8 protein-coding genes are annotated in these 14003 nt (G+C 62.2%); 5 read left to right on the top strand and 3 right to left on the bottom strand.

The window, feature by feature from the left end; translation table 11 throughout:
- Positions 1-24: 24 nt before the first annotated feature.
- A complete protein-coding gene (locus IPM54_03260) occupies positions 25-357 on the top strand; it encodes an FKBP-type peptidyl-prolyl cis-trans isomerase (GenBank protein MBK9258837.1) in 333 nt (110 codons plus the stop codon).
- Here the strand turns inward: IPM54_03260 and IPM54_03255 are convergent.
- The 3 genes from IPM54_03255 to IPM54_03245 are packed head-to-tail and all read right to left on the bottom strand — an operon-like array spanning position 291 to position 8304.
- Positions 291-4763 carry a serine/threonine-protein kinase PknK gene (locus tag IPM54_03255; protein MBK9258836.1) on the bottom strand — a complete coding sequence of 1491 codons (4473 nt, stop codon included), beginning with the start codon at positions 4761-4763 and terminating at the stop codon, positions 291-293. The two genes, IPM54_03260 and IPM54_03255, sit on opposite strands and share 67 nt — an antisense overlap.
- Positions 4764-4788: 25 nt before the next feature.
- Positions 4789-5034, bottom strand: coding sequence for a hypothetical protein (locus IPM54_03250; GenBank protein MBK9258835.1), 246 nt, complete (start codon positions 5032-5034; stop codon positions 4789-4791).
- A gap of 18 nt (positions 5035-5052) precedes the next feature.
- Positions 5053-8304, bottom strand: a complete 3252-nt coding sequence (locus tag IPM54_03245; protein MBK9258834.1) for a serine/threonine protein kinase — start codon at positions 8302-8304, stop codon at positions 5053-5055.
- A 352-nt stretch (positions 8305-8656) separates the two neighbouring features.
- On the opposite strand from IPM54_03245, the gene IPM54_03240 reads away from it, so the two are divergent.
- The 4 genes from IPM54_03240 (at position 8657) to IPM54_03225 (ending at position 13911) form a co-directional block, all read left to right on the top strand.
- On the top strand, positions 8657-8965 hold the full coding sequence (locus tag IPM54_03240; protein MBK9258833.1) for a hypothetical protein: 309 nt from the start codon (positions 8657-8659) through the stop codon (positions 8963-8965).
- 53 nt (positions 8966-9018) lie between these two features.
- Positions 9019-10254 carry a hypothetical protein gene (locus tag IPM54_03235; protein MBK9258832.1) on the top strand — a complete coding sequence of 412 codons (1236 nt, stop codon included), beginning with the start codon at positions 9019-9021 and terminating at the stop codon, positions 10252-10254.
- 87 nt (positions 10255-10341) lie between these two features.
- On the top strand, positions 10342-12690 hold the full coding sequence (locus tag IPM54_03230) for a hypothetical protein (GenBank protein ID MBK9258831.1): 2349 nt from the start codon (positions 10342-10344) through the stop codon (positions 12688-12690).
- 36 nt (positions 12691-12726) lie between these two features.
- The gene (locus IPM54_03225; GenBank protein MBK9258830.1) at positions 12727-13911 is read left to right on the top strand and encodes a protein kinase; all 1185 of its coding nucleotides are present in this window, start codon (positions 12727-12729) and stop codon (positions 13909-13911) included.
- Positions 13912-14003: the final 92 nt, after the last annotated feature.

The following is a 14003-nucleotide window of genomic DNA, read 5'->3' as shown; positions in this document are numbered from 1 at the left end:
GGACGGAGAATGGGAGAATTCAAGATGTCGAGTGCAGAGCTCCAAATCGAAAAACTTCTCGAAGGAACTGGCGCCGAAGCCCAAGCGGGGGATACGGTGCAAGTGCATTACACCGGAACGCTGACGAACGGCAAGAAATTCGACAGCTCGCGTGATCGAGGCAAACCATTTCAATTCAAGCTCGGCGCAGGCCAGGTCATCAAAGGCTGGGATCAAGGCGTTGCCGGCATGAAAGTGGGCGAACGCCGAAAACTCACGATTCCAGGACATCTCGCGTATGGCGAACGCGGCTATCCGGGGCTCATTCCGCCGAATGCAACGTTGATTTTCGACGTCGAGCTCGTCGGAATCCTCTGAATCCAGGCCACGATGTCGACCGCTGCAACACGATCAATCGATAGCAAGAACATCGACGAGCCATTCGGGGCGACCGATATGTCTTCCCATGCAGTGGCGCCCAGCGGCTCCAGCAATCGAACGGCAGAACGCGGCCCGAGCAGCACGACACCGGTCGCATCGGCATACACGAGCTCGCCCGGCGACGGCCCATCACTCAATGCAGACGCTCGGGGCGTTGCATACCCCATTACGCGAACGGTGCTCGTCTTCTCGTCGATGCGCGCCAAGGCCCCGGAGCTCACGGCGAGCCACAATCCTGGGCCTTCGGTGCCCCGCGCGACGCTTGGCCTCACGTCGTACACATATCCGTCGGCCTTTGCCATGACTCGATATGCGGCCGCGTCGGCATCAAAAGGCGCCACGACGAGCTCACCACTCACACGCTGATAATAAAAATGACTACACGCGGAATCGACGCCGACGACGAAGCCAGGCTCGCGCGTTATCGTGGCCATCGTCGCGCCACTGCGAGCATCGAAGACGCGCCATGTCTTGTCGTCGCGCTCCCACGCGACCATTCGCTTGTCGTCGCAACGCCGAAGGAGTCTGCCTTTGCGCGTGAGCTCCCGTTTGCCGCTGTCGACACGGTAAAACCTTATTTCGTCATTGACTTGGAATGCAACGACTTCATCATTCTCACGGTGAATGGCTGCGACGGCGGGCGTTGATGCTTCGAGCGCTTCGGGACTCGATTCGCCGCGGAACTGCACGAAAGATTCGACGGCCGACCGGCTGTGAGCCAAAAGGACGAGATCACGCGTGAGGAATTGGCCGCCGGCAAACCGAAATCCTCCCAAAAGGTCGCGTGGACCTAGCGGCAAATTCGACAAATCACGCACGTCGTCTTTCGACTTTGCGACGACTGGACGGCCCTCGCGCGGCGCAGGTTCACACGGATTTCCTTTGGGCAAAGCATCGCCGGGTGCCCGAGCCCCTTTGCGCAAATAATGGAATTGGCCCGTTACGGCATCGTCTCCGATACTCGTGCCACAAATAGCCAGATCCAGACCCCCTTCGTCCCATCGAACGAACGTCGGTGTCCCGGCGGAATCGCCAGCCATCAATGGCGCGTCTGGACGCACTGGATCGAATATCTCGAAGCGTCCGGGCTCGACGAGGGCCAGCATATTTTCGCGCGGCCCAAAGCGCCCAAATTCGACCGGACCCGCTGGTTTGATTTCAAACGTCTTTTGTTCGGATGGACGCCACACGAGCACTTTTTGATCGATGGCAGCCGCAATCCATTCTCCATCCGGTGAAACGTCGAGCGGCAAGCCTTGAAATGGATGGGTATCGACCTTGTCTGCACGACGCAAATCCCATCGCAACAAGCCGCCGTCGCCCAAACAAGCGAGCACGGGAGCCCTTTCGGCAACCTCGAGCGCGCCCGTGCACCGCGTTGGCAGAATCGCTGCCAATGCTACCGCTCCGTCGGGCCGTAATCGAAAGACGCGCACTTCACCGGCCACCGAACGCGTCGCAAACGCGGTGTCGAATGCGAAATGGACTCGTTCGACAAACGGGGTTTCATGGGGGCGAACGAATGTCGTGTGCGGATGCAGCTCCGTAGACGGCGGCTCGGCGGGCGCGCTGCCGTCGGCTGGAGGTTCCTGGTAAAACGGGTCGAAATGAAAATCGACGACGACGATGCCCGTCCCGCCTGCATTGGCCAATAACCACCGGTCGCCCCACGGAAACGAGGGACTCGTGGACGGCGTGAGCGTGAGAAATGTCGCCGGAGGCAGATTCGATGCGGTGCGAAACAATTCGAGAGGCAATGCAGCATCCGAAGCGCCGCGTTCGATGGCTTCGGTAATCCACGCAGTGCGAATGTAGGGGTCTTCCGCGAGCCGCGATCGCGACACGACGTCGGAAACATAGGCTTGCTCGGCAGCAATGGCACGCGCGCGGTCGGCCAAAGCTTCTCGCTTTTCCATCGCTTGGTTTGCAAGGAACGCGGCCACGATGGCAGCCATCGAAAAGAAAACGAAAGCTCCGCGAATGACCTTGCGCCGTCGCGCCAAACGCCTGCTCGCTTCGACAAACTGTTTTTCGAGCGGCGAAATGGACCGGCGTAGCCAATCGGGCCGCCGCATGACGTCATCGTAAAACGAACCCGTCAGCAAAAACTCGGGATGACATCCCGCACGATCCCACGCAATCGCCGCTTCGTGGAGACGCTCGAGGAGCACGAGACGATCGGAATGCGCGAGCCTGGCCTCTTCGATGCGCGACAACGACGCGAGCGATGGATGCGATAGCTCCACGTGATCGTCTCGACGACGCAGGATCGCTTCGCGTTCGAGCATGTCGAAAACGGCAATGCTCTTGCTCGCATCGGACGCGACGACGGCCGCAAGCTCGGCTTCGTTCCACCGAATGGGTTTACGCGCGGTCGTCGCGAGGCGAAGCATCGTTTCCACCGCGACTTCGCGCGCTTCGGGATCGAGCGCCGCAAGCGCGCGATGTGCATGAGCGGACACCGCTCCAGCAACGCCGCCGAGCGACCGCCATCGCTCGACCGTGAGAACCATTTTCGTTCGATCTTGCGGACTCGGCGCGCGCGTTTCCCAGAAGCTCCGCAAGGCCAGCGCGACGAGCGGCATGCGATCGTCTGCGCCACGAAGCTCGCGCTGCACTTCATTGGCAATCGTTTCACCACCAACGAGTTGCACGCCCGCCAGCCGCATGGGCCCGGTGACGATTTCATGCACGGCTGCGGCGGGCGGCGAACCCACGAACCGAAGCGCTGGACGAAGGGAAGCAAATGGTGAGTCTGTCTCGACGAACCGGGTGACATGCGCTTCACCAAGCACACCAAGAACACGCAGCCCCGGACGAACCGATCCGTCGGCCATTGCCGTGAGGATCGCCGTGAGACGCGCGGCAGCGCTATGCGGCGCAGAAAGCGCCTCTTCGAGCGGATCCACGAGTAGCGTCACGCCAACACGCGACGAACGCGCGTGCTCTTCGAGCGCTTCGGGCGTTATGCCCGCGAGCCCCAAGTGAACCTGACCCAACGCTTCGTCGAGCGCGCGATCAGGGTCGTCTCCAGGACGCACATGAACTTCGATCCAATCGTCTTTTCCATCGACGAACTCACGCGCGAGGTAAGGGACGAGCGCTGCTCGAGCGAGCGACGATTTCCCAACGCCTCGCGGGCCATGCAGCACGACCACCGGCTCGAATGCGAGCTCGCGACCAAGACGCGCAACATCGTCCCCGCGACCAAAGAGCAGCCCTTCGGCTTGTTTTGGAAGCGGCGCGAGCCCGATGTAGGGCGGATCGATGACGCCGTACGGCCGCTCTGCAACTTCATCGAAAAGCGCAGCAAGGCGCCCGGGCTGAACGCCACGCGCGATCGGATCGACCGCGAGGAGTCGGTTGAGCAGCGCCACCAAGCCAGGCGGCAGACCAGCGGGGTCCGCGGCGAGGTCGCGCAGTTTGCCTCGAAGCGTGGCGTCACGAATATCGGACCACCACGTGCTCATGACCGCCGGATCCGAAGCGTCAGGGGGTTCTTCCGAAACATCCTCGTAATGTGTGCGGCCCGTGGCGAGTTTCACGACGGTCGCGGCGAGCGCGTACGCATCTGCCGTTGGTGCCGGCTTGGCAAGCTCGAGGATTTCGGGAGCCATGTATCCCGGTGTGCCGACGATGGCGTAAGCAAGCCCTTGCGAGCTCGCAGTTTGTCGCGAAATACTATTTTGCTCTGCAACGAACATGGCCGTGTCGACGAACGCATCGGGCGCCCGCGGCGGCGGTTCCTGGCTAGCGACGAACATGGCCGTATCGAGCGCTGCGTCGGATGCAGACCGAGCCGCAGACCGCTGCATCGTGGGCGCTTGGGAACCCGCGCGACGCGAGATGCCGAAATCGAGGACTTTTATCGTCCCTTCGTGCGTCAGAAAAATGTTGGCGGGTTTGAGATCGAGGTGAATGACGTCACGCGCATGAATCACATCGAGCGCTGCAGCGACGGCTCGGGCCCACGCGACGACGCGCCTCCACGGAACTCGTTTTCGTTCGGAAAGAACATCCGCGAGCGTACGGCCCTCGAGGAGTTCCATTGCGACAAACGGTATGGGTTCCGGCTTGGCGAAAACCCCTGCGGCATAGATCGTGACGAGCGACGGGTGCCGAAACGACGCGAGCAGCTTGGCTTCTTCGGCCCAATGAGCCGCGTCGTGGGCGATTTTATGCAGCAACTTCAGCGCAACGACGCGAAGCGGCGCACCGTCGGGCAAAAGCTCCTCGGCACGCCAAACATCACCAAAACCGCCACGACCAAGCCGCTCGATGAGCAAGAAGCGCTCGTCGAGACGGTCGCCCGGAGCGTACTCCCTCGGCGCCGAATCGCTCACGCGCCGAGGCTATCACGCACGAGCGCTACGAGGACGCGGCGACGGTGCGAGCAAACGTCTCGGCGTGCGCCATCGCGAGCTCGGGTTCCTCCTGCAGGTCGTCAGGCGTTGCGAGCTCCTTGCCGTCTCGTTCGACTTTCCAGCGGAAGCCGCGTCTTTTGCCGGGCTCTTCGGGCTGCCAAACGATCCGCAGCGTGCAGCCGTTTACTTCGGCGGAATAGGTTCCGTCATGATCGCGCTGCCACATCGACACATTCGCGTGCTCGTGCATGCGTAGCCTCCAGCTTGCTCAGGGCGTTTGCGCCCGTTCCATGGCGAGGCGCAAGAGCGGTGGCAAGCGCCGGACATCACTTGGCACTTTGATTGCCGGACCGCCGACGACGGAGCTCATCACCCAGTTTCCGTGACGCGGCAGATGATCCATCCAATAAAGATCGAACTTGTCCTCGTGCGCGACGCGTCGCACAAACGGCTCGAGCGGCAAAAGCAAGCCTTCGCGCCACCGGGCTAGATACGCGACGTTGGCCAGACGAACGGGACTGTTGAGCCCGAGCTTGCGACGCGTGCCGGTGTTGAAAGGACCGGTGTGATCAATGAATTCGACGGTCTGCAGCTCGCCATACAGGTCGGGCTCGGTCCGTTCGACGGTCACGAGCGTCCAGGCACAAAGCGGCCGCAAAGCTCGAAGGAGCGTGCGCGTCATCTGCTCGAATTCGGGCAAGTCCGCTGCAGCTCGCGCTTCGTTGTAATGCCCGTGGGCGAAGCCGTTTCGCTCGACCTGCATGAGGTTGGAAAGCGTGTCGAAGGTTTGGTTTTGCGAAAGACGCACACCCAAAACTTCTTTGACGAGCGCACCAATCGGGTCGTTGTGCCCGTCGAAACCCTTGGCTGCACAGCGCGCGATTTCCCTCCACGTACCGAGGGCAAACCCATCACGCGTGAAGTTGCGCCGATAAATCTCGACCATCGAGTCGAATGCGGGCGCTGATTCCGCGCCGTCGGCGGGCCGGCGCGCGAAGTATGCGGAAAGAAGAACGCTCGCGATGAAACGCCAGGTGCCTTCGAGCACGTCGAAGAGCATCTTCACGCGCTCGATGGCGCTCGATGCAGCAATCGCCGCATGCACACGTCCAGCGATGGGATAAGGCAGCCCGCCGCTCAACGCAGAGAGCACGCCATGCGGATCGGCGCACTCGCGCGCCAATTCCTGACCTCGCGTTTGCGGATCGGTTCCGTGCAGGATCTCCCACGAAAGCGTACGAGGAAGCTCGACCTTTCCGTCGAGCACAGGAGGTCGCGCGTGCCAATCGCACTGCACCGCGCTTCCCAAGCTCACCGGATCGAGCTTTTTGGCAACACATGCCGCAACGACACCCGGAGCAACGGGACCAACCAGCGCACCTTGCCCGGCGTGCGTCGCGACGACCGCTGAAAGCTCTTTTTCGAGGCCCCCGACGATATGAGGACCAACGTTTGCCAGCGCATTCTGTTCCTCGATGCCAAAGAGCAGCGTCACGCGTCGCGCATCGGTCGATGCTCCGAGCATTTCCGGAATGCTCGCGAGTCGCGCACCTTGCACCGCGGACCGCAATGCTGCGATGGTTTGTCCTGGCGACACTTCGGTAAACGCATTGATCGCACTCAGCGAAAGCTCGATCTCGCGTCCCGCATCGTTCGTGTCACCAGACAATGTCCAGTAGCCACACGTGAAATTGCGCCCGGTGGCGGCAGCCCTCGCGGCATTGATCGCCGCGCGCCCCTTCTCCGCAGCTTCAGATGGTTCGCCCGGAACGAGGAGCACGGCAATTTCGTCGACGAGTCCAGCAGCGAGGCTGGGAAAGGCACGATGCGCAGCAACGGCAGCAAGGGCGGCGGGCGCGTAGTCGGTACTGGACGCACGAGCAGCAGAATGCTCTGCACGCACGAGAACGAGCGCACCGCTGCGCTTGCGTTGAAGAAACGAAGCAACTTCCTGTTCGAGACCAGCGCGTGCAAGCAGGCCCGTCGATGAATCGACGGTTCCTGCGGGCACGGTGGGCGTCACGTAACGCCTGTCGACCATCGTGGCACGCATGCCGCCCACTTGGACGAACGCGCCATGCACGAGCGGAGCTTCTTCCGCGCGGTTGAGTGCTCGCGCTCCAACTTGCACGGGCACGCTGCATTCGGTGCGCCGCAAGAGCCACCAGCGAATGCCATCGTGACGCAAGGTCGCGGCAAGCCTCGAAGCAACGTCGGGATAAACGAGCTCGTTGCGCTCGTCACCCACGCGATCGACGCGTCCCAATCGAAGAACACCTACGGGCTCGAGACGAAGCTCGAACAAGTTTCCGTCGCGCGTTTCGACGCGAAGTCGATCGGGCGCGTTCACCTCGCCACGCCAAAGCGAAAACGCAGGCGAAGCGCTGAGCCACATCGTTGCTCCACCCATCGTGTGCGTGCGGAGCTCTGCGGCAGGCGGTTGAGGCTGAGGGCTCGCATCGCCGAGATCGCGAGCCGTAGGAAGGTTTTCAGAATTGCCAAGATCAGCAGGCGTATTCTGAGCTGGCGATGGCCTTACCGGGGGAACGTTCACGGGCGTAATGTCCGGACGCAGGATAGGTGCAATTTGGGATCTTTCGAGGTCGGGTGTTGCTTCGAGTAGCTCGGTGAGAAATGCGTCTGCCGACTGATAACGTTGCGCGCGATCACGCGTCATTGCGCGTGCGACCACACGCGCCAGCGCCGGTGGCAGATCAGGCACGAGGCTCGTGATGGGCGGCGGATCTCGATGACATATCGCAATCACGAGTCGCGCAAAGCTCGTCTCCGAAAACGGAGGAGCTCCAGCGAGTGATTCGTACAAGATCGTTCCGAGCGACCAGAGATCAGTGCGGTGATCGATGTCGTCGAGCGCCTCGATCTGCTCGGGCGACATGTAAAACGGCGTCCCCACGGGCGTACCGGCACGCGTCAGAGAGTCTTGAGGCGACGAGCTTAAAATCGATGACTTGTCTGCATCCGCATTCAGGAGTTTGGACAGACCAAAATCAACGATTTTTGCGTGGATTTTACCGTCTTCACCATCGATGAGAAAAATGTTGTGCGGCTTGAGATCGCGGTGGACGACGCCTGCTGCATGCGCTCGCTTCAGACCTCGCAGCGCTTGAGCGGCGATGGATGACGCGGCCTGCACGCTCATTCTGCCGAGGCGCCTTATGCGTGATGCGAGGTCCTCGCCTTGCAGGAACTCCATGACGAGAAAGGGCTCGCCTGTTTCGGTTTCTCCGGTGTCGAAGATCTGAACGATGTGGGCGCTTTCAATCGCCGACACCAAACGCGCCTCACGGTGAAACCGAGCTCGTACCGACGGATCGGCACCGGCTGGTGCACGCAAGAACTTGAGAGCGACCCGTTTGCCGATGGCAACGTTTTGCGCCTCGTACACGCTGCCCATTCCGCCGCGCCCGATGAGGCGCACGACGCGATACTTTCCGGCAGCAAGCGCGCCAATCCGAGGATCCGACCCGAAACTTTCCGCGCCCGTCACAAGTGGAACCATTCCTGGGCAGCGTCATGCCGCCGTCCTGCATAGGGCCACCATCGCCATGCGAGGTCAACGATCAAACGGTGGGCTGCATGGCTCGTCACGAATTCGCGGGTCGTGTAAAGAACCATGAAGCTTTCCTGACCCGCTCCGTCGAACCGCTGCCTTTCGCCCTGAGGGTCGATTTCCATCGATTCAGCGGCTTGATCCTCGGCGAACACGGAAGCGAGACGAGCCGTTCAGCGTTGGCTGCAATGTCGAACCCAACAGCCACGCGGTCTTGCCGTGATGGGGTACGGGTCCGCTATTCTCATTCGACAGGAGCGTCGCGACCACGAAGCGCGTCGCAAACGCGTTCAGGAGTTTTATGGGAGAGCCGAACAAGGAAGCCGTCTTCTCGATCCCCTTGCCAGGAGGCCGCGTTGCTCGTGTCCCCATCAAAGTTCTCGAGCAACACGTCGATCCCGAGGCCCGCGTCGCACACGGCGGCGACGCAGATGACGACGTTACCGCGCACTCGATGTCGGTCGATCCAACGACGGGTGCAAGCGTGTGGCACACGGAGTGGGAGCTTGGCCAATGCGATTATACGGACGAAAACGGTTTCCCTCAGTCAGCGTACGCCTGGCACCGCCATCCGCTCGCAACCGAATACACCGAGATTTTTCAGCAGTGAGCACTGCGTCGCGACCTCGGAGCCGTACGAGACAAACGGCGCATTCGTACGCCATGAAAGCCGTGGTCGCGGCGCTCGCCGTGCTTCCACCGCTTTCGGCATCGAGCTGTCTCGAAGCCGGTTACCCGCTCGCTCCAAGCGGCACCGTCGATGTTCGACTCGACGTGAATCACGCGCTCTTCGCAGCCGATTCGCTCGATGACAAGGGTCAGCCGATCCTTCCACGCCAGGTACCGTTCGAGTCGGGCGTGACGCTTTCCCTCACCGAAGCCAATGCACCAGCGTTCGGTGGGTACGTCACCGTGCGAATCGAACCGCGACAAGCCCTCACACTGCGCAGCGACGAGCAAGAAGGTGATTCTCCGACGTGTGTCGAGAGAGATGGGAGCTTTCGCTGCACGGCGTCACGCGACGGTCTCGCTCGATTCATTTTGTCGTCGCAAAGCGATTGGTCGGGCACGGCGTCGCTCGTCATCACGTGGGCCGACCGCACCGAAGAAACGCCCATCGAGGTGCTTCCCGCCGGGCTGCCGAGCAGCGCGACGAACTTCACGATGATCGTTACGGGGCTGAACGAAAGCTTCAACGGCAAGCGTCTCTTGCCGACATACCTCGCATTGGGATGCACGAAAGGTCCGGTTTCGGAAGATTTGGGGTCAAAGTGGCGCCCTGGAGGCATTCGAACGCGCGAAGCCCACATCCGTGCAACCGCTCCGCTCAACGCACCAGGCGTCGTGGAAAACGCCCCCGTCATCATCGAAGCGCTCAGCAGCGAGGCGCTGCTTTCTACGACGAGCGATTGCGCCGACCGCAACACACGGCTCCGAGTTCTTTTGGGACAAACGGGCGAAAGCGAGAAGTTTTTCCTGTGCTTCAGCGATATCGGAGGACCTGCGAGTTTCGCCGTGACGTCGGGTGAGAAGCTCATCGAGCCCGAATTCACGACGATTCAGGTCGACGCCGAGCCACGTCTTTTGCGTGTGCGACCCCTGCAGAGCGTCGTCGAATTGGGCATCCCCGTGGATTTGTTCGAAATCAGTGCATTCGACGTCAATCTCGTGGGGCTCGAGATGCCTGTCGATCTGAAGGTCGAGTGCGACGCGAGCGAGTGCGACCAGATCGTGGCGCTGCACAACACGACGATAACGCTTACCGGCGAACCCAATCCCGTCACTGCAATCACTGCAACGCCCAAGTCTGCGGGAACCGTGACGCTCAGCGTGGCGCCGCGGCTTCTCACGACGCCCGAATGCACATCAGATCCTGTCACCGTCGTCGAATTTCCCTGACCGCAATCGCTGCCCTCTTCGGGTCCACGACTTTCTCACAGAGCTATGACGCCGATGCCGCCAAACCTGCACGAAACAACGCTCTCCGTGACCAGCACTCAGCATGCGCGCCCGCGCGCGCCACATGCGGGACGCACGTTCATCGCGCGATTCGCAGCGCTTCTTGGCGTCGCGACACTGCTCACCGCAACGCCTCCTGCCTCTGCACAGGACGAGGACGACTTCGGTGGCTCGGGGGTCGACGGCAGCGACGGCTTCGATGAGCCACCGCCCACCGTGACCATGACAAACCCATCGGCCAGCGGCACGCCCACGCCGGCCGACTTCAGCGGAACGCTGCAAATCGTGCGCGGTCCACCCGCCGCTGGCAGTGGAAAACCTGGCGGCGGCCCCGAAATTTTCCCCGAAGCGAGCCGCGTGTTCATGTCCGTTCGCGACACCGATCCGGTTCCCATCGAAACGGCACGACGCGGCGGCCACTGGATGTGTTCGTCGGGGCAATGCATGACGTCATCGGGCGATCCCGGCGAAAGCCGCATCGGCAACATGATGCTGCGCTCGATCAAGCTGCAAACGCCTACGTTGCCTTTGCCCCTGACCATCTGGGGTCGTCTCAACGACCAAGGACAGCGCGTCCTCGACTTCGACCCCGTGCTGCTCAGCCGCCGCGATTACGGGCACGTTTGTGCTTACAAACCCATCGACCCCGACGACTTGAAAGGCAATCGCCCCGTCGAAAAAGCTCCGGTTTGTCGCGACACGCCCCCCAGACCACCTCAACCGGATTCGGCCGAAATCATCCTCGGCATGCAGTGGCCCAAGCAATCCGACATGGCCGATTTCCGGTATCTCGCCATCGTCGATAGTTGCGGAAACGCGCGCGTTCAGCCGTTTCAACGCACGTTCACCGTACCCGTCGTCGAAGTTGCCTCGGGCGGCTGCGGCAACGCCGACGGCAAGGTGCTCCGGGTTTTTCCGAGCGGCGGCTGGCTTCGCGTAACCGCGTTCAACCTCGACGCCCCCGCCGCTGGAACGGTCGTGAGCGCGACGTACCGCGTGTCGATTCCAGCGCTCGAAAACCTCGTCGAATCAAACCCTGCGCGTCTGCTGTTCCCCGATCCGCAATATGAAGACTTGCAAGTGGATTGCGGTCCGTCATCGCCCAAAGGACCGTCGGGCCCAGCAGGTTTGCCCTCGCCGATGATGGCCCCACCGGGAGCGCGTCCACCAGGCGCTGCGCCGCCTGGAGCTGCTCCTCCTGGGGCCAAGCCACCGCCTGCCGCTGCGCCCGATGCAAAACCGCCGGCTGGCGCGCAAGGACGCACGCCACCACAACCTGGCCTGCCCACGCCGGCAAAGCCGCCGGCTGCAACGGACAAGAGGAGTTTGTCGGGGGCAGTGGGCGTCAAGGTTGGAACCGGGGACAAACCCGCTCCTTCGCCGATCGCGCCAAAGCCTTCACCCATGGCACCCCCGAAAGGACGCCCGCCCATGGGCAAGGCAGCACCGTCTGGCCCCGGGCCTCAGCCGCTCGCACACGGTTCGCTCGTCATCGCTCCAGAACCGCTCAGGCAAGGCGTTTGTCGCATCCGGCTGAAAGGCCAAGCCAAAAACCGCCTCGTCGCACCGCTTGCACTCTACGTGTCGCTCACGCGCACCGATCGCACGTCGAACGGCGCTCCCATCGAGCTGCTTCACGAGCACACGTGGATCGTCACGCCCCGCTCCGCAGAATTCCAACTTCCCCCACTGTCCGAAAATTTCGATGGTGACTCGCGCCTTCGCCTCGCGGTCTACAGCGACCCACGCAGCGAAGACGGCAAGGTCGTGCTGTTCTCCGATGCTCCGCGCGTTGCTGCGTCGCTCCGTGCAGGCGACGCGAGCGCACCCGAATCGGCTCGACGACTCATTGGCTCTGCAACGATTCATTCGGTACCCCTTTGTGGTGAAACGAATTTCGAGACGCTGGAAACCGCCGGGAGCTGCCTCCGGGCGTACCTCACGATCCCAGCGATGCTCGCAACGCTGCAGATCACGCGCGCCCCGTGGCTCGAACGGCCACTCGTCACACGCACGGTCCTCAGCGCCGTCGGCGTTGCGATCGCGTTCGATGCGTACAACCCCGTTCGTCGCCGAGCATTTCCCATTGCAGGTCAGCTTGGTGGATCCATCCAGCAGCTCGGCGATGGGCGCGTCGGAATGCTCGGGTACTTGGGCGTCGCTCCGACGATTCCCGTGCTTGGCGAAGGTGGCAACACGACGTCGTTCGGCTTCCTCGCCGGCGCCGGTTTGTCGTACATCTCGAACGAAACCGGCGCCGATGAAGGCTTCAAACCTGCCGCGTTCCTCTCGATCGTCGTCCAGGTCGGACAAGCAACTCCCGGCATCTCCGGCTCGGGTTCCGCGAGCGGTTCGTTTGGCTTCGGGGGTCAGTGACGCGATGCGAGGCAACGCCAGTCATCGCACCTGCACGTGAAAGAAGGAGACCTCGTCGCAGGACGCTACAAGCTCCTCCGCCCCATCGGCGGCGGCGCGATGGGCGCCGTATGGGCAGCACGCCACGAGCTGCTCGGCCGTTACTTCGCACTGAAGTTTGCCCGCGCTCCCGTAAAGACCGACCCACCCGCACGCGCGCGTTTTCAGCGTGAAGCACAACTCGTCGGCAAACTACGCCATCCCAACATCGTCGATGTCACCGACTTCGGCGAAGTCTCACCCGACGGAGACTTCTTCCTCGCCATGGAGCTGCTCGAAGGCGAAACGCTTGCCGAGCGCATCGAACATCGTGGCCCCATCGAATCGTACGAAGCCGTAGCAATTGCCGCCGATGTCGCCCGAGGCCTCTCCGCGGTGCACGCCGTGGGCATCGTGCATCGCGACGTCAAACCCGAGAACATCTTTCTCGCTCGCAGCCCAACGGGCAGCACCATCCCCAAGCTGCTCGATTTCGGCATCAGCAAAGAACAGCACGACTCGTTGGCGACGCATCAGGGCGCCCTGACGGGAACGCCTGCGTACATGAGCCCCGAGCAAGCGAACGGAGATACGAACCTCGATCCACGCACGGACATCTGGTCGCTAGGCGTCGTGCTCTACGAGATGCTCACGGGTAAACACCCGTTTGTCGAACAGAACTATCCTTCGCTCATGGTGGCCATCGCCGAACGCCCGCACGAGCCGCTCGAACGGGCAGTGCCCGATGCCATTCGCCGCATCGTCGACACATGTCTCGCAAAACGGCCCAGCGACAGATATTCGAGCAGCGACGCGCTCCTCGATGCGCTCGTGTCCGTTGGCAACGCCGGTGCAAAGCACTCTCCTGGCGATCGTGGTTCATCGCGCCGGAACGCACGTTGGCTCATCGCCGGCTCGGTGCTCGCGTCGTTCATCGTCGTCGTCGTCGCGATGTGGATCAGAAGGGCCAGTGACGTGCCATCTGGGACGCGTCCGCCCTCGTCTGCGAGCGCGGCTGCAGAAAGCGCTGTCCACGTTCCAGCATCATCGTCGACGCATCCCGTCGCAGATGTCGTCCCAGCATCGAGCATGACGCAGGCGTCGCCGTCATCGATGGCTCCAGCACCGTCGACGACGCCGCAAAAGGCGCCACGTGCACCGGTAAAGCGTCCATCGACGTCCGTGACGACGCCGGGTTTCTGAGAGCCCCTCCTGATGTCGCGTACGCGCGCATTACGCACTCCCCGCGACGAGCGCGATGTGCGAGTGTGATAGATTTGCCGCGAGGAGTTTTC

Source organism: Polyangiaceae bacterium (assembly GCA_016715885.1).
Classification (GTDB): Bacteria; Myxococcota_A; Polyangia; order Polyangiales; family Polyangiaceae; genus Polyangium.
This window is presented reverse-complemented; position numbering and strand designations above follow the sequence as displayed.